Origin of the sequence: Pantoea sp. K16 (assembly GCF_048452805.1) — a bacterium.
Lineage (GTDB): Bacteria > Pseudomonadota > Gammaproteobacteria > Enterobacterales > Enterobacteriaceae > Pantoea > Pantoea agglomerans.
Genome location: NZ_JBLWNV010000008.1, coordinates 217,431 through 238,092, shown reverse-complemented (window position 1 = coordinate 238,092; position 20,662 = coordinate 217,431). Strand labels below are relative to the sequence as shown.

The 20,662-nt window shown below is 56.0% G+C and carries 17 protein-coding genes and 1 pseudogene; 11 read left to right on the top strand and 7 right to left on the bottom strand.

Features of this window, described 5'->3' with window-relative positions; genetic code table 11:
- Positions 1–370: 370 nt before the first annotated feature.
- The 3 genes from fruA to fruB are packed head-to-tail and all read right to left on the bottom strand — an operon-like array spanning position 371 to position 4,165.
- Positions 371–2,083 (bottom strand): PTS fructose transporter subunit IIBC, encoded by a 1,713-nt coding sequence (fruA, locus tag ACK13D_RS12965; RefSeq protein WP_418796547.1) that lies wholly within the window; start codon positions 2,081–2,083, stop codon positions 371–373.
- A 16-nt stretch (positions 2,084–2,099) separates the two neighbouring features.
- Positions 2,100–3,038 (bottom strand): 1-phosphofructokinase, encoded by a 939-nt coding sequence (gene fruK / locus ACK13D_RS12960; protein WP_010248301.1) that lies wholly within the window; start codon positions 3,036–3,038, stop codon positions 2,100–2,102.
- On the bottom strand, positions 3,035–4,165 hold the full coding sequence (gene fruB, locus ACK13D_RS12955; protein ID WP_010248303.1) for a fused PTS fructose transporter subunit IIA/HPr protein: 1,131 nt from the start codon (positions 4,163–4,165) through the stop codon (positions 3,035–3,037). The genes fruK and fruB overlap by 4 nt, the downstream gene beginning before the upstream one ends.
- Before the next feature lie 312 nt (positions 4,166–4,477).
- On the opposite strand from fruB, the pseudogene ACK13D_RS12950 reads away from it, so the two are divergent.
- A pseudogene (locus ACK13D_RS12950) lies at positions 4,478–4,714 on the top strand (PIN domain-containing protein); the annotation flags it as partial.
- A gap of 39 nt (positions 4,715–4,753) precedes the next feature.
- Here ACK13D_RS12950 and ACK13D_RS12945 read toward each other — a convergent pair.
- Entirely contained in the window at positions 4,754–5,008 is a 255-nt protein-coding gene (locus ACK13D_RS12945; protein ID WP_031292689.1) for a YkgJ family cysteine cluster protein, read from the bottom strand.
- 343 nt (positions 5,009–5,351) lie between these two features.
- Between ACK13D_RS12945 and yeiP the strand changes: the two genes are divergently transcribed.
- From yeiP to yejF, 9 genes are all read left to right on the top strand, one after another.
- The gene (gene yeiP, locus ACK13D_RS12940) at positions 5,352–5,924 is read left to right on the top strand and encodes an elongation factor P-like protein YeiP (protein ID WP_003854146.1); all 573 of its coding nucleotides are present in this window, start codon (positions 5,352–5,354) and stop codon (positions 5,922–5,924) included.
- Positions 5,925–6,000: 76 nt separating this feature from the next.
- Positions 6,001–6,969: a CobW family GTP-binding protein gene (locus ACK13D_RS12935; RefSeq protein ID WP_010671013.1), complete on the top strand. Its 969-nt coding sequence runs from the start codon at positions 6,001–6,003 to the stop codon at positions 6,967–6,969.
- 45 nt (positions 6,970–7,014) lie between these two features.
- The gene (locus ACK13D_RS12930) at positions 7,015–7,722 is read left to right on the top strand and encodes a phosphatase PAP2 family protein (RefSeq protein WP_010671014.1); all 708 of its coding nucleotides are present in this window, start codon (positions 7,015–7,017) and stop codon (positions 7,720–7,722) included.
- Between the two features lie 512 nt (positions 7,723–8,234).
- Positions 8,235–8,810 carry a bifunctional murein DD-endopeptidase/murein LD-carboxypeptidase gene (gene mepS, locus ACK13D_RS12925; RefSeq protein WP_010248316.1) on the top strand — a complete coding sequence of 192 codons (576 nt, stop codon included), beginning with the start codon at positions 8,235–8,237 and terminating at the stop codon, positions 8,808–8,810.
- 222 nt (positions 8,811–9,032) lie between these two features.
- Positions 9,033–10,595: a cyclic di-GMP phosphodiesterase gene (locus ACK13D_RS12920; RefSeq protein ID WP_263054150.1), complete on the top strand. Its 1,563-nt coding sequence runs from the start codon at positions 9,033–9,035 to the stop codon at positions 10,593–10,595.
- A gap of 43 nt (positions 10,596–10,638) precedes the next feature.
- Entirely contained in the window at positions 10,639–12,447 is a 1,809-nt protein-coding gene (locus tag ACK13D_RS12915; RefSeq protein ID WP_418796543.1) for an extracellular solute-binding protein, read from the top strand.
- An 11-nt stretch (positions 12,448–12,458) separates the two neighbouring features.
- On the top strand, positions 12,459–13,553 hold the full coding sequence (locus tag ACK13D_RS12910; RefSeq protein WP_010248326.1) for a microcin C ABC transporter permease YejB: 1,095 nt from the start codon (positions 12,459–12,461) through the stop codon (positions 13,551–13,553).
- Complete coding sequence (locus ACK13D_RS12905; RefSeq protein WP_418796541.1) at positions 13,550–14,572, top strand: ABC transporter permease; 1,023 nt, start codon at positions 13,550–13,552, stop codon at positions 14,570–14,572. The genes ACK13D_RS12910 and ACK13D_RS12905 overlap by 4 nt, the downstream gene beginning before the upstream one ends.
- Positions 14,573–16,177, top strand: coding sequence for a microcin C ABC transporter ATP-binding protein YejF (gene yejF, locus ACK13D_RS12900; RefSeq protein WP_418796538.1), 1,605 nt, complete (start codon positions 14,573–14,575; stop codon positions 16,175–16,177).
- Here yejF and ACK13D_RS12895 read toward each other — a convergent pair.
- The 3 genes from ACK13D_RS12895 to rsuA form a co-directional block, all read right to left on the bottom strand.
- A complete protein-coding gene (locus ACK13D_RS12895) occupies positions 16,164–16,484 on the bottom strand; it encodes a hypothetical protein (RefSeq protein WP_010248336.1) in 321 nt (106 codons plus the stop codon). The genes yejF and ACK13D_RS12895 overlap by 14 nt on opposite strands.
- Positions 16,485–16,778: 294 nt before the next feature.
- On the bottom strand, positions 16,779–17,975 hold the full coding sequence (locus ACK13D_RS12890; RefSeq protein WP_010248339.1) for a Bcr/CflA family multidrug efflux MFS transporter: 1,197 nt from the start codon (positions 17,973–17,975) through the stop codon (positions 16,779–16,781).
- A 49-nt stretch (positions 17,976–18,024) separates the two neighbouring features.
- Positions 18,025–18,744 (bottom strand): 16S rRNA pseudouridine(516) synthase RsuA, encoded by a 720-nt coding sequence (gene rsuA / locus ACK13D_RS12885; protein WP_010248342.1) that lies wholly within the window; start codon positions 18,742–18,744, stop codon positions 18,025–18,027.
- A 155-nt stretch (positions 18,745–18,899) separates the two neighbouring features.
- On the opposite strand from rsuA, the gene ACK13D_RS12880 reads away from it, so the two are divergent.
- The gene (locus ACK13D_RS12880) at positions 18,900–20,654 is read left to right on the top strand and encodes a DEAD/DEAH box helicase (protein WP_031292692.1); all 1,755 of its coding nucleotides are present in this window, start codon (positions 18,900–18,902) and stop codon (positions 20,652–20,654) included.
- Positions 20,655–20,662 lie beyond the last annotated feature (8 nt).

The following is a 20,662-nucleotide window of genomic DNA, read 5'->3' as shown; positions in this document are numbered from 1 at the left end:
AGGACCGCCAGCCCCTGAGCGGCACCAGACTGCGTTATCACCTGTCGCTTAACTGGCTGGCATGCTACCTTTTCGTTTAGAGAGAACGCTGGCTCAGGGAGCATACGCCTTCCGTAAAGACGCAAAAAAACGCCATCCCTGGCAGGCGCAGCGCGGGCGATTACGCACCTCATCCCTGAGGTGCGCCCGCAGCCGGGCCAACGCTTTGCGTTGTTCAAAAACGCTCCCGGCTTTTTGTCCATGGCCCGCGATGCTTTACTTCAGGCGTATGCTCCCTTCGCTTTGACTTCGGGAACCGTCTGTAAAAGCAAACAGGGAGCCATCCGGCTCCCTGTTATTTTCACTTCAGCAGATTATGCACTTCTGCACATCAGGCTTTCGCCAGCTGCTCTTCCGGACGTTTCAGTACCGCATAGCTCAGACCCGCAATCGCAGTACCGATGATGATCGCCATCAGATAGCCGATAACCGGGGTAATCGCGCCAGGGATCAGCAGCACGAACAGTCCACCGTGCGGAGCCATCAGTTTTGCGCCAATTGCCATGGAGATCGCGCCGGTGGTTGCACCGCCAACGATACAGCAAGGCAGAACACGCATCGGGTCACGGGCGGCAAACGGAATCGCACCTTCAGAGATAAAGCAGAGACCCAGAACCAGTGCCGCTTTACCGCCTTCCTGCTGACCTTTATTGAATTTACGACGGGCAACCAGCGTCGCCAGCCCCATCGCCAGCGGTGGCACCATACCGGCTGCCATAATGGCAGCCATTGGCGCATAGGTCTGCGAACTCAGTAAGCCGACGCCAAACGCGTAAGCCACTTTGTTTACCGGACCGCCCATATCGGTACACATCATGCCGCCCAGAATGGCACCCAGCAGGACCGCATTCGCCGTTCCCATGTTGGCCAGCCAGTGCGTCAGGCCGTTCATGATGCCAGCAACCGGTTTACCCACTACGTAGATCATCAGCAGACCGGTGATCAGACTGGCGAACAGGGGAATAATCAGTATCGGTTTCAGCGCTTCCATACTCTGCGGCAGTTTAACTTTGCCGCTGATCAGCTTCGCCGCATAACCGGCAATAAAGCCCGCGATAATACCGCCTAAGAAACCTGCGTTGATGCTGGTGGCGATCATACCGCCAATCAGACCCGGCGTCAGACCCGGACGGTCAGCGATGGAGAAGGCGATAAAGCCCGCCAGCACCGGCACCATCAGGGCAAAGGCGCTGCCACCACCAATTTGCATCAGCGCCGCAGCCAGCGTGCCCTGCTCTTTAAACGCCGTGATACCAAAGGCAAACGACAGCGCGATGCTCAGACCACCCGCAACCACCATCGGCAGCATATAAGAAACACCGGTCAGCAGATGACGATAAGCTCCTGCTCCGCCTTTCTTCTCTTCTTCACTGGAATTGCTCTGTCCGTCAGCCGCCGCTTTATACGGCTTCGCTTCTGCTACCGCTTTATCCAGCTCCTGCGCGGTTTTCTTCAGCGCCAGACCGGTTGAGGTACGGTACATCGGCTTACCGGCAAATTTCGCCAGGTCGACTTCGATATCAGCTGCGACGATCACCAGATCGGCGGCAGCGACTTCTTCCGGAGTGATCGCATTACCGGCACCCACTGAACCACGGGTTTCAACTTTCACCCACCAGCCGCGACGGGTCGCTTCAGCCTGAATGGCCTCGGCAGCCATAAAGGTATGCGCCACGCCGGTCGGACAGGCGGTCACCGCGACGACGCGTTTCTGCGCGCCAGCCTGAGCCGGTGCAGCAGGTGCGCCTGCTTCAGGTGTTGCTACCGCAGCCGGTGCCTGCCAGGTTTTCGCTTCTGCTTTCGCGCGGTTCAGGAAGGTTTCTGGCTCACGTACTGCCAGCTGGATATCGCCCAGCCAGACCGCTTTGCCGTTCAGCGCCGCATCGTCCGGCACGTTTTTGCCCAGCACAATCGCCAGCTCAGCGTCGGCAGGATTATCAGTCAGGGTCAGGCCCGCCGCAGCGGCGGCAGCCGCCAGACGCTGTTGTGCCATATATGCGGAAGCCAGTCCCAGTGTAGGGTCTTTAATCAGCAGCGTTTTCATTATCGCTCTCCTGCTGTCAGTTAACGGGTTGTAAGTCGACGCGCGCCATCATTGCGGCCAACTGAGTACGATCGGAAACGCCAACATTGCTCTGGCTGACGGCCATCGCCGCCACGGCAGTCGCAAGACGCAGCGTGTGTTCGCTGGATTCGCGCATCAGCAGGCCATAAATCAGGCCGCCAACCATTGAGTCGCCTGCACCTACGGTGCTGACCACTTCGCACACCGGCGGTTTAGCGATCCATTCGCCAGAAGCGTTGACCCACAGAGCACCTTCTGCGCCCAGCGAAATCACCACATGGGCGATGCCCTGCTCGCGCAGTTCGTGCGCAGCGCCAATCACATCCTGCAGGGTTGGCAGTTTGCGACCGGCCCAGATTTCCAGCTCACGTCGGTTAGGTTTAACCAGCCACGGTGCCGCCTTCAGTCCTGCCACCAGCGCCTCGCGGCTGCTGTCAAAGATGATGCATGGGCAGTGGGTGCGAAGTTCGGTCATCCAGCGGGTAAAGGCATCGTGGTCGACGCCCTCAGGCAGGCTACCGCTGACGCAGACCATATCGAACTGGCCCAGCCAGGTCAGAGAATCGGTAGTAAAACGATCCCAGTCCTGCGCCGTCACCTGAAAACCGGAGAAATTCAGATCGGTGACGTCACCGGTCTGTTCAGTGAGTTTAACGTTGATACGGGTACGGCCAGGCACGACATGGAAACGGTTGGCTATGCCCAGCTCACTGAACAACTGCTGGAAACCGTCCTGATTCTCTTTCCCCATGAAGCCACCGACGGTGACATCGATACCCAGATCCTTAAGTACTTTGGCTACGTTGATGCCCTTGCCCGCAGCATGCAGCCCGGTGGTTTTCACCAGGTTAACTTCGCCACGTTCAATTTCAGGGGTATATCCCACCAGGTCATACGCCGGGTTCAGCGTAATGGTGGCGACGCGTCTGCTCATGATGCCCCCTCACCCAGACCACTGGTGATCGCTTCTTCAATCGCATTCAGTGCCTGCTGTGCATCTTCACCGCTGGCGGTAAAGCGCAGGCGATGACCTTTCTTCACGCCCAGCGCAACCACTTTCATCAGGCTGCGGCCATTAGCAGGTTTGCCGCTGCCGTCGAGATTGGTCACGGTGATGTCGCTGTTGAACTGCTTGATCACGCTGACCAGCGCCGTGCCTGGACGGGCATGCAGGCCGTGTTCGTTGCGAATGGTAAATTCAGCCGTCAGCACGTCAGCCTGCTCATCGACTTCGCTGGTGAGCAGTGCGTATACGCCTGCAGCATCCGCTTTCAACAGACGATCCGCTTTGCCCTGCTGCAGCAAGGCGCTGAGGTAACCCAGCACTTCCAGCGGACGTTCATCGGTCGCCGAAACGCTGATTAACATCGCAGCCGATTCGCCCTGATGGTCGAAGGCATGTTCAGCGCGGCTGATAGCCACGCCGCTGCGCAGGTTGCCGAGGCTGCTGTCGCTGAGCCAGATGCCCTGACCCAGATTCAGCGGAGGCGTTGAAACCACGTCTGCGACGTAGCTGGCATCCACCACACCAGCGGACTGCAGCCGACCGGCGTTCATCGCCTGTAAGGTGATCAGATCGCTGGCAGCCACGTTGAGCGTGATTAATGAGGTGTCGAAGCTGAATTCAGCGGCTTGTTTCTCGCCCATCAGCAACGCACGAAGATCTTCAGCAGAGGCGGTTTTTAGCTGTTCTGCAATGGTGTCATCGCTCAGCACATGGGTCAGCTGACGCAGCAGCGCCAGATGTTCATCCGACTTAGCGGCAATCCCGATGGCAACATAGGCTGTCTGATCGTCACCCCAGGCAATGCCCTGCGGAAACTGGAAAACCTGAACGCCGGTTTTCAGCACCAGATCGCGGGTATCGGTGGTGCCATGAGGGATTGCGATGCCGTTGCCAAGAAAGGTTGAGGTCTGCTGTTCGCGCGCCAGCATGCCGTTGACGTATCCTTCGGTCACATTGCCCGCCGCGGTTAACGCGGCAGCAACCTGACGAATGGCCTCTTCTTTATTCTGGGCGCTGGCTCCGGTATGGATGGCCTGCAATTCGAGCTGGAACATAATTCTCCTCGCTTGCTGAGATTGAATCGTTTCAGCTAGTGGGAAAGATTTTACGCCATACTGAGGAAAACAGATGGCGCAGTCACCGCTGAAACGTTTCAGGGATTGTGGTACAGCCGCTTTCACCAGGCAAGAAAATGCGCAAACGGCGTAGCAGATTTTTGACGTTACGCACATTTCGGGCAGGTTTAGGTGATTAGCGGGCGAACAGGCTGACGCTGCTGCTGTAAAGTGAGAATGGGTGGACCGAAAAACTTCAGCAGCGTCAGCGCCTGATGGCGCGGTATCCGCTTCGGTTTACAGCAGATACGTTTGCAATTGGTAGATGCATTCTGCGCACGTCTTGATGCTGTGCTTTCATGGGATCGCGCAGCGGTAGATGCAACTACTGAAATCAAAGCGGCGCTGGCTGCTGCCGGAACGCCCATTGGTCCCAACGACACCGCGATTGCCGGGCATGCCATTGCGGCCAGGGCTATTCTGGTGACCAATAACACACGCGAGTTTGAACGGGTACCCGGATTGCAGCTGGAAGACTGGGTCAGCTAACTGCTGACGCTGGGCTGAATCTAAGCGGTGGGAGGGTTCTCAGGCACGAGTGCTGGCTTCAAGCTCAATCAGGTAGGTCATGGCTGAGGTACGATCTGTAAGACACATATCAACTGAAGGTTGCAGACTTCCGCATACTTTCGGCCTTAAATCTGAACCGAAAATCATGCACAAATTTTCATCCGATAACTGAATGCATCGGACATTCGCGGGTTTACCCTGCGGCATTCCGGGGATGGGGCTGGAGATTGACGGCGCAATGCAGCAGGCTCCACAATCAATACGACACTGCATTAACACCTCTCACGCGACCTTCAGGATACAACAGACAGTAACAGAACCTCAGAGGGAGCGACACCACACCCTTCAGCTCTTAACTTCCTGCTTAAATCGTTCACTGTCACCCATGCCAGAAATCGGTGAAGAGATAGAGGGCGCTGTACAACAGGCACCGCCCTGGCTACGGCATTGCATGCTGTGCTCAGGCAGAGAAAGTCGCGGCGACAATAGCAGTCCGGGGCGGCAATTGCCATGAAAGCCGCGGCCTGAGACAAAATTTCACGCCGGTGATATTGCCAGTTTTCATCGGCGCGAGTAACGTTGCGCGCACTTCACTTTCAAGATAGCGAGAACAGCAATGCCAAAAGCCAATGAAATCAAAAAAGGGATGGCCGTCACGCACAACGGTAAACTGCTGCTGGTTAAAGATATTGATGTCCAGAGCCCCAGCGCACGCGGTGCCGCCACCCTGTATAAAATGCGCTTTACCGATGTCCGCACCGGCTTAAAAGTGGAAGAGCGCTTTAAAGGCGACGAGATTATTGATGCAATTTCGCTCAGCCGTCGCAGCGTGACCTTCTCTTATATAGATGGTGACGAATATATTTTTATGGATGATGAGGATTACACCCCCTACTCCTTTAAACAGGAGCAGATTGAAGAAGAGCTGCTGTTTATCCCTGAAGGCGGTATCCCTGGCATTCACGTGCTGACGATGGAAGGTCAGGTGCTGGCGCTGGAACTGCCACAAACCGTGGATATGGAGATTGTTGATACCTCACCAGGCATTAAAGGTGCTTCCGCCAGCGCCCGCACCAAACCCGCCGGTATGAGTACAGGCCTCTCGATTCAGGTACCGGAATACCTCAGCAACGGTGACCGCATCCGCATCCACATTGCTGAACGCCGCTATATGGGCCGCGCAGACTAAATCAGAAGCCTGCTGCCGATCGTGATAGTGTTATATTATTACATTATCACGTTATTCCCCGGCAGGAGTCACCCCCATGACACGCGTTAATCTGATTACCGGTTTTTTGGGCAGCGGCAAAACCACGCTGCTCTGCCATCTGCTGGCTGCCAGGCCGTCCGGGGAAAACTGGGCGGTGCTGGTTAATGAATTTGGCGAGATAGGGATCGACGGCGCCCTGCTGGCCGATAGCGGTGCCACGCTGAAAGAGATCCCCGGCGGCTGCCTGTGCTGTGTGAATGGCCTGCCGATGCAGGTCGGGCTAAATATGCTGCTGAAGAGTAAACCCGATCGGCTGCTGATCGAGCCAACCGGCCTGGGCCATCCTCGTCAGGTGCTGGAGATGTTGAGTGCGCCCGTCTATCAGTCGTGGCTGCAACTGAATGCCACACTAACGCTGCTGGATGCGCGTCAGCTGGCTGATCCTCGTATCGTTGCCAATGAAAACTTCCGCGATCAGCTGGCTGCCGCCGACCTTATTATCGCTAATAAGCGCGACTGCTGGGATCAGGCGGATCATCAGCGCCTGGCTGACTGGCAGCAGCAGATGCAGCCTGCGCGCCCTCTGATAGAGACAGAATTTGGTCAGATCCCCCTTTCCCTGCTGGATACACCCCGGCAGCCGCGCGAGCTTCCCGTGCCGCAGCACCATCATTCGTCGGGTCCCACCAGCGGTCTGGCGGCGTTGCGACTGAATGGCGAGGCGCGCTGGCGTCGGGCGCTGAACCACGGACAGGGCTATAGCGCCTGCGGCTGGCTGTTTGATGGTGATACGCTGTTCGACAGCGGCATGCTGCTGGAATGGGTTCGGCAGGCGCCGGTAGATCGCGTTAAAGGAGTGATGCGCACGAAAGAAGGCGCTCTGCGCATCAATCGCCAGGCAAATGAGCTGCAGAGTGAAACACTCCCCTCACCGCCATCCGATAGCCGCATTGAGATCATTCATTCTCAACAGGCTGACTGGAATCGACTACAATCGGCATTGTTGAAGTGCCGTTTACGCTGACAGAGGTATTGTCGGCGGTTATTTTTAATAATAATGAGTTTAACTATGCGCGTAACTCGCCTTATTACTATCCTGCTGCTTAATGCACTGGGCGTGGTGCTATTTCTGTCATGGTATCTGCCCCCGGAACATGGCTTCTGGTTCGGCGTCGATAAATCTATTTTCTTTGGCTTCAATAGCCAGATGGTGACCCATCCGCTGTTCGCGCTGATCGTCGCTATCACGAATTACCGTGGTTTTGATGCGGTGTCATTGCTGGCGATGGGTCTGCTTTACCTGTCGATCTGGCGGCGCGAAACGCCACAGGCGCAGCGCCGGATGCTGGCAATCGGCATCACCATGCTGCTGACCGCCGTCGTTCTCAATCAGCTGGGCCATTTATTGCCGGTTAAACACTCCAGTCCGACACTGTTCTTCGAAAACGTGCATCGCGTCAGTGAACTGACCGGTATTCCCGCAAAAGATGCTTCAAAAGATAGCTTCCCTGGCGACCACGGTATGATGCTGATCATTTTCGCCTGCTTTATCTGGCGTTATTTTGGTTTCAGCCGCTTTTTAATTGCCACGGCTATTGTGGTGATATTTTCACTGCCACGCATCATGGCCGGTGCGCACTGGTTTACCGATGTTGCCGTCGGTTCAATGTCGGTGGTATTAGTGGGTCTGAGCTGGTGGCTATTAACGCCAGCCAGTGACGTATTGGTTAACTGGTTTTATCGCAAATTGCCGGGTAAATATAAGCCCGTGACGTAAATGTTAAGCGCGGGCGATTTAAACCCCTGGTTTGAACCGCCCGTGCTTATAAAAAACACCCCATCACTATTAGCCTGCTAATTAAATTCACGAAAAGAAAAGGTTATGACCCAGCTGGCAGGTTAAATAGTCGCCAATATCCTCTGTCAATAAAGAAAACTCTAAAAATAGCGGCTATGCCCCGAATTAGCCCCCCTTTAACTCCCTGTTCTCACCATCATTTGACCACAATTGTAGCTAAAGTAGTCAGTGTGTTACGGTTTGATTTCACATCAAAAAAACCTATATGAAATTGATTAAAAGCACTCGCCACGGCGTCTGTAATCAGTTAACCTCAGTCGCAGTGAGGCAAAAGCGGCAGAAAATTCGGATTTTTTACCGTTAAAATGTGTCCATTAACACATTTTAGTAATTAAGGATTTGTCTTAGTCTGTTTCGCTTATTAATCTCCCTGTTTTGTCATCTGGCTGGCGACAATCTTGTCGTAAGGAAATCGAAGGAAAACCCGAATAATGGTCAAGTCTCAACCAATACTGAGATATATCTTGCGGATCGTGCCCGCAGTGGCGCTGGCAACACTCCTCTCAGCTTGTAGCAGTACCCATAGCAGTCAAAACGCGAATAACGAGAATCATGAAGTTAACAACCACAATGGTTTTTTACTTCAGGCGTCTCAGGATGAGTTTGAAGAAATGGTGCGTAATGTCGACGTTAAGTCGCGCATCATGGAACAATACGCCGTCTGGAAAGGTGTGCGCTATCGCCTCGGTGGCGATACTAAACGCGGGATCGATTGTTCCGCCTTTGTACAACGCACCTTCCGCGATCAGTTTGGCTTAGAATTACCGCGTTCTACCTCTCAGCAGCAGGACACCGGTAAAGAGATTACCCGCAGTAAACTGCGTCCCGGCGATCTGGTGATGTTCCGTGCAGGCTCTACGGGCCGTCACGTTGGCATCTATCTTGGCAACGATAACTTCGTTCATGCCTCGACCAGCAGTGGCGTGATGATCTCCAGTCTGAATGATGATTACTGGAAAAAGCGCTACCGTGAAGGACGCCGTGTATTAAGTCGTAACCCGACCTGATAACCACTTTCGATCTTCTCTCAGCCAGAGAACATGAAACGCTGCTTATGCAGCGTTTTTTTTCGCCTTTAATCATTTTTACCAGCAGTTATATAAGATAAAAGCATTCTGACTCAGATTAATAGCAAGACATTTCCCGCCGTCTCGTTATATTCTCGGTCGCTTAAACCGAAGCCGTCGTGCGCAATAACATAATAATAATTTGATTAGGGGAAGCTCCTCATGCCACTGTCGGGGGCGCTACGGCGCCATGCCACCTATCCTCGCCGTATCGCATGGAGTAGTGCGATGGCTGGCGGCTTATTCTTTCTGTTATTTGCTGCACTCTCGCTTCACCAGACCTGGCAGAAGCGCGAACGACAGCATCAGCAACTGCTGGAGAACAGCCGCACGGCATTACAGCAAACGCTCTCCAGCCTGATTAACAGTACTCTCAGCCCCCTGCTTCCGTTTACCCACACTGCCTGCAATACCATCAATCGTGAACTCACCTCACGCGCCGCCTTTGCCGGAAATCTTCGCGCCATCCTGCTGGTTAACGAAGGTAATGCCTTTTGCTCCTCGGCCACCGGCAGTTTTAATCTGCCGCTCAATGTGATTGCGCCCCTGAGTGATATGTCACGTGATATCGATCTGCAGCTGATGCCGGGCACGCCGTTGCAGCCCAATAAACCGGCGCTGGCGTTGTGGATCAAAAATCCCGGCAGCGTGCAGTCAGGCGTTTTCGCGACGCTGAATATTACCCTGGCACCCTATCAGCTGCTGGCTTCCGGGCATCCGGAAATCACCGGTATGGCACTGGTGGCACAACGCAGTGCCTTAACCAGCTGGCAATCCGTCGTCATGCAGAATAAAAACCTGCCGACGCCGCTGCACCGGCAGACGCTGACAGGCTATCCGCTGCAGTTTGTGTTGTACGGTTCCACTCTGGCGTTCAGCGATTATCAGAATATCCTGCTGAGCGGCCTGCTACTGTCGCTGCTGGTTTCAGGCGCTTGCTGGCTGCTGTTGTCGGTTTATCAGCGCCCTGGTAAAGAGCTGATTCGGGGCATGAAGCGCGGTGAATTTCACGTCGAATATCAGCCGCTGGTCACCTCCCATGATGGTCAGCCGTATGGGATGGAAGCGTTACTGCGCTGGACCCACCCGACGAAAGGCCCGATTCCGCCCGATGTGTTTATTCACTATGCCGAGGCGCAGAACCTGATTATTCCCCTGACCCGACATCTGTTTCAGCTGGTTTCCCGTGATGCCCACCTGCTGTGTCATACCATTCCCCGTCATGCCTGCCTCAGCCTCAACATTTCGCCCCTGCATCTGGCTGACAGCGGTTTCCGTCAGGATGTGCTGCGCTGGCTTGATACTATGCCTGCGGACCACTTTACTTACGTGTTTGAGATCACCGAGCGAGCCATGGTGCGCGACGAAAATGTCGGAGAACTGTTTGACTGGCTGCATCAGCAGCAGATCCATATCGCCATTGATGATTTCGGTACCGGTCACAGCGCGCTGATCTATCTGGAACGTTATGACTTTGATTATCTGAAAATCGATCGCGGTTTTGTTCAGAGTATCGGTACGGATAGCCTGACCTCGCCGGTGCTCGATACCGTGCTGCAGCTGGCGAAGAAGCTGAACCTGAAAAGTGTGGCCGAAGGGGTAGAAACCGGCGAGCAGGCTGCCTGGCTGATTAACCGCGGTGTGACCCATCTGCAGGGTTACATCTTTAGCCGTCCGCTGCGGCCGGAAACGCTGATAGACTATTTCCGGCGTCATAACGCCTGACACTACCTGGCCCAATCGCGCCAGACATCTGACAGGAGAGTGCATGCTGTTTCGTTCCGGACTTCTGCTGCTGTGCGGCCTGCTCAGCGCCCCGCTGCTGGCGGCCTCTGTCCAGCAAAGCTACGCGTTCACCCAGGCCGGTGAAGCGAAATATCCGCCCGGCTTCAGCCATTACGACTACGCCGATCCCCGCGCACCCAAAGGCGGCAGCATCACCATGGCGGTAGTGGGCACTTACGACAACTTCAACCGCTACGCTTCTCGCGGTAATCCGGGCATTAACACCGGCACGCTTTATGATGGGCTTTACACCAGCTCAGACGATGAACCTGGCAGTTATTATCCGCTGATTGCCGAGTCAGCGCGCTACGCCAGCGATTTTACATGGATTGAGATCCGCCTTAATCCCCGCGCCCGTTTTCAGAATGGCACACCCATCACCGCCCGCGACGTGGCGTTCACCTATCAGAAATTCATGACCGAGGGCGTGCCTCAATTTCGCGTCGCCTACCGTGGCGTGACCGTTAAAGCGCTGAACGATCTCACTGTACGCATCGAGGCACAGAAGCCGGATAAAGATCTGCTGCTTGGCTTACTGACGCTGCCGGTTATCGCAGAGTCGTTCTGGCGCGATAAGAAGTTTAATGAGCCGTTAAGCGAGCCACCCTTGTCGAGCGGACCCTATCGCATCACTCGCTGGAAGCTGGGACAGTTTATTGAGTTCAGCCGGGTAAAAGATTACTGGGCCGCTGATCTGCCGGTCAATCGCGGACGCTTTAATTTTGATCGAATGCGCTATGACTACTATCTGGATGACAATGTGGCATTTGAAGCCTTCAAGGCGGGTGCTTACGATCTGCGTGAAGAGACATCGGCAAAGAAATGGGCCACTCAGTATCGTGGCCGCAATTTTGACGATGGCAGCATCGTTAAAGAGACCACGCCTAACGATGCCGCTATCGATACCCGCTGGCTGGCATTCAACAATGAAAAACCGCTGTTCCGGGATCGCCGCGTGCGTCAGGCGCTGTCACTGATGTTCGATTTCGAGTGGATGAACAAGGCGCTCTATTACGGTGCCTGGCAGCGCGCCAGCAGCTATTTCCAGAACACGGCGTATGCGGCCAGCGGCGTGCCGGATGCACAGCAGCAGGCCCTGCTTGAACCCTGGCGCGCGCAACTGCCACCTGAGCTGTTCAGCCAGCCTTATCAGCCACACAAAACCGACGGCAGCGGCTATGACCGCGCCAGCCTGTTAAAAGCGTCTGACCTGCTGAAACAGGCGGGCTGGCAGATAAAAAATCACCGTCTGGTCAATGATAAAACCGGTCAGCCGTTTACCATAGAACTCCTGCTGCGCGGTGGCACCAATACCGACTGGGCGTTACCGTTCCAGCACAATCTTTCCCGGCTTGGCATTACGCTGAACCTGCGGCAGATCGACAACTCGCAGTATCTGCGGCGCTGGCGCGAAGGCGACTATGACATGATTGCCACGGTCTATGGGGCAATGCCGATCCCGACCTCCAGCCTGCAGATCCTGTGGCAGTCTGACTTTATCGCCTCGTCGTGGAATACCGCGCGGGTCAAAGAGCCTGTAGTCGATCATTTCGTGAAACAGATTGTGGCGCATCAGGGTGATCCCACCGCGCTGCGGCCGCTGGCCCAGGCGCTGGACCGGGTGTTGCTGTGGAATGCGTATATGATCCCGATGTGGTACAACGCAGAGCAGCGGCTGGCGTACTGGGATAAGTTTTCTCACCCTGCCCGCAAGCCAGCCTACAGCGTCGGACTGGAAAACTGGTGGTACGACACAAACAAAGCCGGACGCCTGCCGGCCAGCAAACGCTAAGGAGATCACCGTTGGCCGCTTACTTTCTGCGCAGATTGCTGCTGATCATCCCAACGTTATGGGCGATCATCACGCTTAATTTTTTTATCGTGCAAATCGCGCCCGGCGGACCGGTCGATCAGGCGCTGGCTAACATTCAGTTTGGTCAGACAACCGGTCTGCCCGGCAGTGGCGCAGACAGCGCCGGTTCACGCGCCAGCGTCAGTCATCTCAATCCTGCCGATAATCAGTATCGTGGCGCACGCGGGCTGGATCCCGAAGTGATTGCCGAGATTAAACAGCGTTATGGTTTCGATAAACCTCTCTGGCAGCGTTACGGCGAGATGCTGTGGAATTACCTGCGTCTGGATTTTGGCGACAGCCTGTTTCGCAGTGCCTCGGTGATTGGGCTGATTAAAGAGAGTCTGCCGGTTTCGATCAGTCTGGGATTATGGAGCACACTGATCATCTACCTTGTGTCGATCCCACTGGGGATCCGCAAAGCGGTGCGCAATGGCAGCGCTTTTGATGTCTGGAGCAGCGCTTTTATTATCATTGGCTACTCCATCCCGGCTTTTCTGTTTGGCATCATGTTAATCGTGCTGTTTGCGGGAGGCAGCTATCTGGACTGGTTTCCGCTGCGCGGGCTCACCTCTGCGCAGCACGACACACTGCCCTGGTATGGCAAAGTGCTGGACTACTTCTGGCATATCGCCCTGCCGGTGCTGGCGACAGTGATCGGTGGCTTCGCCACGCTGACCATGCTGACGAAAAACGCGTTTCTGGATGAGATCCGCAAGCTCTATGTGGTGACTGCGCGCGCCAAAGGGGTGCCGGAGCGCCGTATTCTCTATCACCATGTGTTTCGCAATGCGATGCTGCTGGTGATCGCCAGCTTCCCCGCCACCTTTATCAGCATGTTCTTTACCAGTTCAGTGCTGATCGAGGTTATGTTCTCGCTCAACGGACTTGGGCTGCTCGGCTATGATGCGACTCTGCAACGTGACTATCCGGTGATGTTTGGCACGCTCTATATTTTTACGCTGATAGGTTTGCTGATGAATATTCTCAGTGATCTCACCTATACGCTGGTCGATCCGCGCATCGATTTCGGGAGCCGCTCATGACGCTCTCTCCGCTGAATCAACAGCGCTGGCAGCGCTTTCGTCATAACCGGCGCGGCTACTGGTCGCTGTGGATCTTTCTGATCATCTTTCTGCTGTCGATGGGTGCCGAACTGATTGCCAATGACAAGCCACTGCTGGTGCGTTACCAGCAGCGCTGGACAGTGCCGCTGCTGTTTGACTACAGCGAAACCGACTATGGCGGCGTACTGGCGACAGCGGCAGATTATCAGGATCCCTGGCTGCGGCAGCGCATTGAGCAGAATGGCTGGGCCATATGGGCACCGATTCGTTTCAGCGACAGCACCATCAATTTTGCTACCGAAGTGCCCTTCCCCTCTCCGCCCTCTGCGCAAAACTGGCTCGGCACGGATGCTAACGGCGGCGATGTGATGGCACGCCTGCTCTATGGCACGCGCATTTCTCTGCTGTTCGGACTGATGCTGACGCTCTTCTCCAGCGTCATCGGGATTGTAGTCGGCGCGGTGCAGGGCTATTTCGGCGGCACGATTGACCTGATTGGGCAGCGGCTGATTGAAGTCTGGTCCGGCATGCCTGCGCTGTTTCTGCTGATTCTCCTCTCCAGCGTGATCCAGCCGGGTTTCTGGTGGCTGCTGCTGGTCACCGTGGCTTTCGGCTGGATGAGCCTGGTCAGCGTGGTCCGGGCCGAGTTTCTGCGTACCCGAAACTTTGATTACATCCGTGCGGCGCAGGCGCTGGGGGTTAGCGACGGCCGGATTATGCTGCGCCACATGCTGCCAAATGCCATGGTCGCCACCCTGACCTTTCTGCCATTTATTCTGTGCGGATCGATTACCACGCTGACCTCACTCGACTTTCTCGGCTTTGGCCTGCCGCTGGGTTCGCCCTCGCTGGGCGAGTTACTGCTGCAGGGCAAAAATAACCTGCAGGCACCCTGGTTAGGCCTGGCGGGCTTTTTCACCCTGGCGATCCTGCTTTCGCTGCTGATTTTTATTGGCGAAGCGGTACGCGACGCTTTTGATCCGGGCAAAGGAGCCTGAATGAACACGCCATTGCTTGCCATCAATCATCTCTCGGTCGCCTTTCGTCAGGGCGAGACGCTTCGCCAGGTGGTGAATGACGTTTCACTGCGCATCGACGCGGGCGAAACGCTGGCGCTGGTGGGCGAGTCGGGTTCCGGTAAGAGCGTCACAGCACTGTCGGTGATGCGACTGCTGCATGAGGCTGCGGTGGCTTATCCCAGCGGGGAGATTCTGTTTAACGGTGAAGATCTGCTGCGCGCGCGCGAGCAGCGCCTGCGCGGGATTCGCGGCAACCAGATCGCGATGATTTTTCAGGAGCCGATGGTATCGCTTAATCCGCTGCACACCGTGGAGAAGCAGCTGTATGAAGTGCTGTCGCTGCATCGCGGGTTGCGTCGTCCGGCGGCACGCGATGAAATTCTCAGCGTGCTTGACCGGGTCGGGATACGACAGCCCGCCACCCGGCTCAATGATTTCCCCCACCAGCTTTCGGGTGGGGAACGTCAGCGGGTGATGATCGCCATGGCGCTGCTGACCGAGCCTCAGCTGCTGATTGCCGATGAGCCGACCACCGCGCTGGATGTGACGGTGCAGGCGCAGATCCTGACGCTGCTTCGTGAACTGCAGCGAGAGCTGAATATGGGCATGCTGTTTATCACCCATAATCTGAATATCGTGCGTCAGCTGGCGGATAACGTTAGCGTGATGCGCAATGGTCACATCGTCGAACAGAACCGCTGCCAGGTCCTGCTGAATCAGCCGCAACACCCTTACAGCCAGCAGTTGCTGGCCGCCGAACCGGAAGGAAAAGCGCTGCCGCTGCCCGCAGACGCGCCGGTCATTCTTCGGGTCGATAATCTTCAGGTCAGTTTTCCGCTGCGGCGCGGGCTGTTCCGCCGGCAGAATGGTGAGAAACAGGTGCTCTCCGGCCTGAGCTTTAGCCTGCGGCGCGGCGAAAGTCTGGGGCTGGTGGGCGAGTCCGGATCAGGTAAAAGCACTACCGGGCTGGCACTGCTGCGGCTGATTGCCTCGCGCGGCGAAGTCTGGTTTGACGGCCAGCCGCTGCATCAGCTGTCACGTCGTCAGTTATTGCCGCTGCGTCAGCGCATTCAGGTAGTGTTCCAGGATCCCAACTCTTCACTGAATCCGCGTATGACAGTGCAGCAGATCATTGCGGAAGGGCTTGCGGTACATCAGCCCGAACTTAGCCATGCGCAGCAGGAGCAGCGGGTCATCGCGGTGATGGCGGAGGTGGGGCTTGAAGCGGAAAGTCGCCATCGTTATCCGTCCGAATTTTCGGGCGGTCAGCGACAGCGTATTGCCATTGCGCGGGCACTGATTCTGGAACCGGAGTTGCTGGTGCTGGATGAACCGACCTCATCGCTGGATCGCACGGTGCAGAAGCAGATTCTGACGCTGTTGCGCCGCTTACAGCAGCAGCGGCAGCTCAGCTATCTGTTTATCAGTCACGATCTGGATGTGGTACGCGCCCTGTGTCACCAGCTTATTGTGCTGCGTCAGGGAGAAGTGGTGGAACAGGGAGAGTGTGAAAGGTTGTTTGCTTCACCCGCGGCCGGATATACCCGCGAGCTGCTGCAGTCGGCGCAACTCAACCTGCGATAAAGGTTTCGGCAATCGCTACGCCCTGATTTTTCAGGCAGCAGTTGGTGGCGCTTTCGTCACGACGCTGAATGAACAGGCAGGGCTGTCCTTCGCACTCGGCCACTTTACAATCGACCTGAATATCCGCCAGAACCTCTTTTAGCTGCTGAAGGATCTCCCACGCCGGAATGCCATCATGGCTGATCAAGCGCAGCGCAACGAAATCCTGCTCGTCCAGCGTGGTGTCATCGGATTCGATAGCACTGTGGTGATCGCTGGCCCAGCGAAAATGCTGTGGCAGACGATGCACAATCGAAAGTTGCAGCATAGTTTACTCTCCCCGGATGAGTTTATGTCGCAACACAAAGCAGCCCAGCTGGAAGCGGCCTGATAACCGCTGAGTCCGGACAGGGTTTAATGGCCCGTCCGTGTGGATTGCAGAAGCGCATTTTTTGCGACTCACATCGCACTTCAGCCTATATGTACCGCGTTCACACGCCGTTAACAATCATTTTAGCTGCATTGTGATTACTTTTTTAACTAAATATTTTCACAATATCGAAACAAAGTCAGGAGGCGTGCAAGTCGGCAGGTCATTGCAGAGGGAAACCACTGCGCCCGATTACCGGGACGCAGTGCGGGGACGTGAAGCGTAGAAAAAGAGCAGCAGAGAGATTGTCGCGCACAGTGCAATCGTGCCGACCATTGGCCAGGCGCTGTTGAAACTCACCAGCGACAGCAGCGCGCCGACAAATGCCCCGACGCCAAAACGCAGGGTGCCCGCCAGGGACGATGCCGTACCCGCCATATGCGGAAACTCATCCAGAATCACCGCCATCGCATTCGATGAGACCATCGACACGCAACCGATAAACATCGCGATCCCCATCACCAGCGGCAAAAAGCCGAGGCTGAAGGCGCTGACCAGCAGCAGCCAGATCCCCATACAGAACTGTATCAGCAGTCCCATCCGGAACATCGCCACCGGGCCAAAGCGGCGCACGGCGCGGCTGTTAATCAGCGTCAGGACAAACAGAAACACCACATTGAGGCCAAAGTAGTAGCCAAAGTTTTGCGGTGAAACGTGATTCAGTTCGATGTAAACAAAGGGACCGGCATTGAGAAAGGTAAACAGCCCGGCAAAGGAGAAACCGCTCGACAGCATGTAACTGAACGCGCGCTTGTGGCGAAACAGCGTTACGAAATTGCCCAGCGTAGTACGCAGATGAAACCGCTGTCGCTGCTCCGGCTTCAGGGTTTCACGGATCTGCGTGGTCACCAGCACGGTCGTCACTAACGCCGCGCCCGCCAGCGCCCAGAAGATGGCGTGCCAGCTCCAGAGCACCAGCAGCCAGCCGCCGATGATCGGCGCCAGCAGCGGCGCAATGGTGGTAATCAGCATCACAAAGGACATCATGCGGGAGAAGTCCTCTTTCGAGTAACTGTCACGCATTAACGCATTGATCACCACACTGGCTGCGGCAGCCGACAGTCCATGCAGAAAGCGCATCGTAATCAGCTGATCGATGGTTTGCGACAGCGCACAGGCCGCGGCGGCGCAGGCAAAGATCAGGGTGCCGAGCGCAATCACCGGCTTACGCCCATAGCTGTCTGCCAGCGGCCCATAGATCAGCTGCCCAATCGCGAAGCCAAGAATGTAGAGGTTGAGCGACATCTGCACGCTACCGGCTGAAACGCCGAACTCACGTGCAATCTGCGGCATGGCGGGCAGATACATGTCGATCGACAACGGCATCAGCATGGCTAACAGACCGAGGATGACCACCAGTCCTGTTGGCGAATTCTTTTCCTTACGCACACCCTCTCCTGCCCTTATGGTCGTAATGCGGGCCGCCGGGCCCGTCCGGTTATTTTGTCTGCAGCTCTTTCGGCAGACCGATGCTGGCGATCTCTTCTTCTGTCAGGGCACGATATTCGCCCGGTTCCAGATCGGCGTCCAGTACGATGTCACCGATACGCTCGCGATGCAGCTCAAGGACCCGATTGCCGACTGCCGCAAACATCCGTTTTACCTGATGATAACGGCCTTCGCTCAGTGTCAGCCGGACGTCTGTCGGGGTGATCACCTCCAGCTGTGCCGGTTTAGTCAGGCTCTTCTCATTGTGCAGCTGCACGCCCGCCGTAAACTGCGCGGCGGTATCGTCACTGACCGGTGATTCCAGGGTCACACGGTAGGTTTTCTCGCAGTGATGACGTGGCGAGGTAATACGGTGTGACCACTGGCCATCATCTGTCAGCAGCACCAGTCCGGTGGTGTCGATATCAAGACGCCCCGCCGCGTGCAGCTTGAATGACATCGGTTCTTCAATGAAATAGATGATGGTGGGATGATCGGGATCGTCGGTTGAGCAGACGTAACCCTGCGGTTTGTTCAGCATAAAGTAGCGTGGACCGGTCTGCATCTGCAGTACGTTGCCGTCATAGACGACTTCGTGGTCGGGCAGCAGTTTAAACGCGGTATCGCGTACGATTTCCCCGTTAACGGTGACACGCTGGCCACGGATCTCGCGATGGGCGATGGCGCGGCTGATTTCCAGTTGCTGAGAGATGAATTTGTCGAGTCGCATGAATTCGTTTTGCCTGTTACTGCGGAGGGAATCTGAAACGGCCTGGTTAACCGTTGAAAATGTGCGGGAAGTATAACGTGATCCGCGCCAGCCTGACAGCGCGTTTACCGCACTTTCATGGCATAATTACCCCCAGTTTTGCAAAAGTGAGCATCATGTCTTTTACCTTACGCCCCTATCAACAGGATGCGGTGAATGCCACCGTGGCGCATTTCCGTCGTCATCATCAGCCTGCAGTCATTGTGCTGCCGACCGGTGCCGGAAAGAGCCTGGTCATTGCCGAGCTGGCACGGCTGGCGCGTGGCCGGGTGCTGGTGCTGGCGCACGTCAAAGAGCTGGTAGCGCAGAACCACAGTAAATATCAGGCTTACGGGCTGGAGGCGGATATCTTTGCCGCCGGACTTCAGCGTAAAGAGAGTCAGCGCAAAGTGGTGTTTGGCAGCGTGCAGTCAGTGGCGCGTAACCTCGACCAGTTCGACAGCGCCTTTTCACTGGTGATTGTCGATGAGTGCCACCGTATCGGTGATGATAAAGAGAGTCAGTATCAGCAGATCTTCAATCATCTGCGTCAGCATAATCCGCAACTGCGTTTACTGGGCCTGACGGCCACGCCTTTCCGGCTGGGTAAAGGCTGGATTTATCAGTTCCACTATCACGGCATGGTGCGTGGCGATGAAAAATCGCTGTTTCGCGACTGTATCTATGAACTGCCGCTGCGCTACATGATTAAACATCAGTTTCTGGTGCCGCCGGAGCGACTGGATATGCCGGTGGTGCAGTATGACTTCAGCCGCCTGACGGCACAAAGCAGCGGCTTGTTCAGCGAAGCCGATCTTAATCGTGAACTGAAACAGCAGCAGCGCGTGACGCCCCATATTATCCGTCAGATCGTGGAGTTCGCTGAAGATCGACTGGGAGTGATGATTTTTGCCTCAACGGTGGAGCATGCGCATGAAATTTTGCGGCTGCTGCCCGCTAACAGCGCGCTGGTGTCAGCGGAAACGCCTGCCAGAGAGCGCGATGCCCTGATTCTGGCCTTTAAGGCGCAGCAGCTGAAATTCCTGGTTAACGTGGCGGTGCTGACCACCGGGTTTGATGCTCCGCACGTTGATCTGATTGCGATTCTGCGCCCGACCGAGTCGGTCAGCCTCTATCAGCAAATCGTCGGACGCGGCCTGCGGCTCTCGCCCGGTAAAACCGACTGTCTGATTCTCGATTATGCCGGTAATCCGCACGATCTCTTTACGCCCGAGGTCGGCGCGCCCAAAGGGGCCAGCGACAATCAGCCGGTACAGGTTTTTTGTCCCGCCTGCGGTTTCGCCAACACCTTCTGGGGCAAGGCGACCGAAGATGGCATGGTTATCGAACATTTTGGCCGACGCTGTCAGGGCGTGCTGGAAGATGATGAGGGCGAGCGCGAACAGTGTGACTTCCGCTTCCGCTTTAAAAGCTGCCCCGACTGTGGCGCAGAAAATGATATTGCCGCACGGCGCTGTCACCAGTGCGACAAAATTCTGGTCGATCCTGACGATATGCTCAAAGCGGCGCTGAAGCTTAAAGATGCGCTGGTGCTGCGCTGTGGCGGCATGACGCTGGAACAGGGCCGTGACGCCAAAGGTGAATGGCTCAAGGCGACCTATTATGACGAGGAAGGCACCAGCGTCAGCGAACGGTTTCGTCTGCAGACACCGGCCCAGCGCAAAGCGTTTGAACAGCTCTTTATGCGCCCGCATCAGCGCGCGCCCGGCGTGCCGCTGGGCTGGCAGAGCGCCGCTGACGTGCTGGCGCTGCAGCCGCTGCTGCGTCATCCCGACTTTGTGGTGGCGCGGGCCAAAGGTCAGTTCTGGCAGATCCGCGAAAAAATGTTCGATTATCAGGGTCGCTATCGCCGTGCCAATGAGCTGCGCTAATGAGCGCT

Excerpts from the sequence above, each read along its gene's own strand:
- ACK13D_RS12895 (WP_010248336.1), bottom strand. The coding sequence starts at position 16,484 with ATGCTGCAACTTTCGATTGTGCATCGTCTGCCACAGCATTTTCGCTGG.
- ACK13D_RS12880 (WP_031292692.1), top strand. The coding sequence starts at position 18,900 with ATGTCTTTTACCTTACGCCCCTATCAACAGGATGCGGTGAATGCCACC.
- ACK13D_RS12945 (WP_031292689.1), bottom strand. The coding sequence starts at position 5,008 with ATGCAGTGTCGTATTGATTGTGGAGCCTGCTGCATTGCGCCGTCAATC.
- ACK13D_RS12905 (WP_418796541.1), top strand. The coding sequence starts at position 13,550 with ATGACGCTCTCTCCGCTGAATCAACAGCGCTGGCAGCGCTTTCGTCAT.
- rsuA (WP_010248342.1), bottom strand. The coding sequence starts at position 18,744 with ATGCGACTCGACAAATTCATCTCTCAGCAACTGGAAATCAGCCGCGCC.
- yejF (WP_418796538.1), top strand. The coding sequence starts at position 14,573 with ATGAACACGCCATTGCTTGCCATCAATCATCTCTCGGTCGCCTTTCGT.
- mepS (WP_010248316.1), top strand. The coding sequence starts at position 8,235 with ATGGTCAAGTCTCAACCAATACTGAGATATATCTTGCGGATCGTGCCC.
- yeiP (WP_003854146.1), top strand. The coding sequence starts at position 5,352 with ATGCCAAAAGCCAATGAAATCAAAAAAGGGATGGCCGTCACGCACAAC.
- ACK13D_RS12930 (WP_010671014.1), top strand. The coding sequence starts at position 7,015 with ATGCGCGTAACTCGCCTTATTACTATCCTGCTGCTTAATGCACTGGGC.
- fruB (WP_010248303.1), bottom strand. The coding sequence starts at position 4,165 with ATGTTCCAGCTCGAATTGCAGGCCATCCATACCGGAGCCAGCGCCCAG.
- ACK13D_RS12935 (WP_010671013.1), top strand. The coding sequence starts at position 6,001 with ATGACACGCGTTAATCTGATTACCGGTTTTTTGGGCAGCGGCAAAACC.
- fruA (WP_418796547.1), bottom strand. The coding sequence starts at position 2,083 with ATGAAAACGCTGCTGATTAAAGACCCTACACTGGGACTGGCTTCCGCA.
- ACK13D_RS12920 (WP_263054150.1), top strand. The coding sequence starts at position 9,033 with ATGCCACTGTCGGGGGCGCTACGGCGCCATGCCACCTATCCTCGCCGT.
- fruK (WP_010248301.1), bottom strand. The coding sequence starts at position 3,038 with ATGAGCAGACGCGTCGCCACCATTACGCTGAACCCGGCGTATGACCTG.
- ACK13D_RS12915 (WP_418796543.1), top strand. The coding sequence starts at position 10,639 with ATGCTGTTTCGTTCCGGACTTCTGCTGCTGTGCGGCCTGCTCAGCGCC.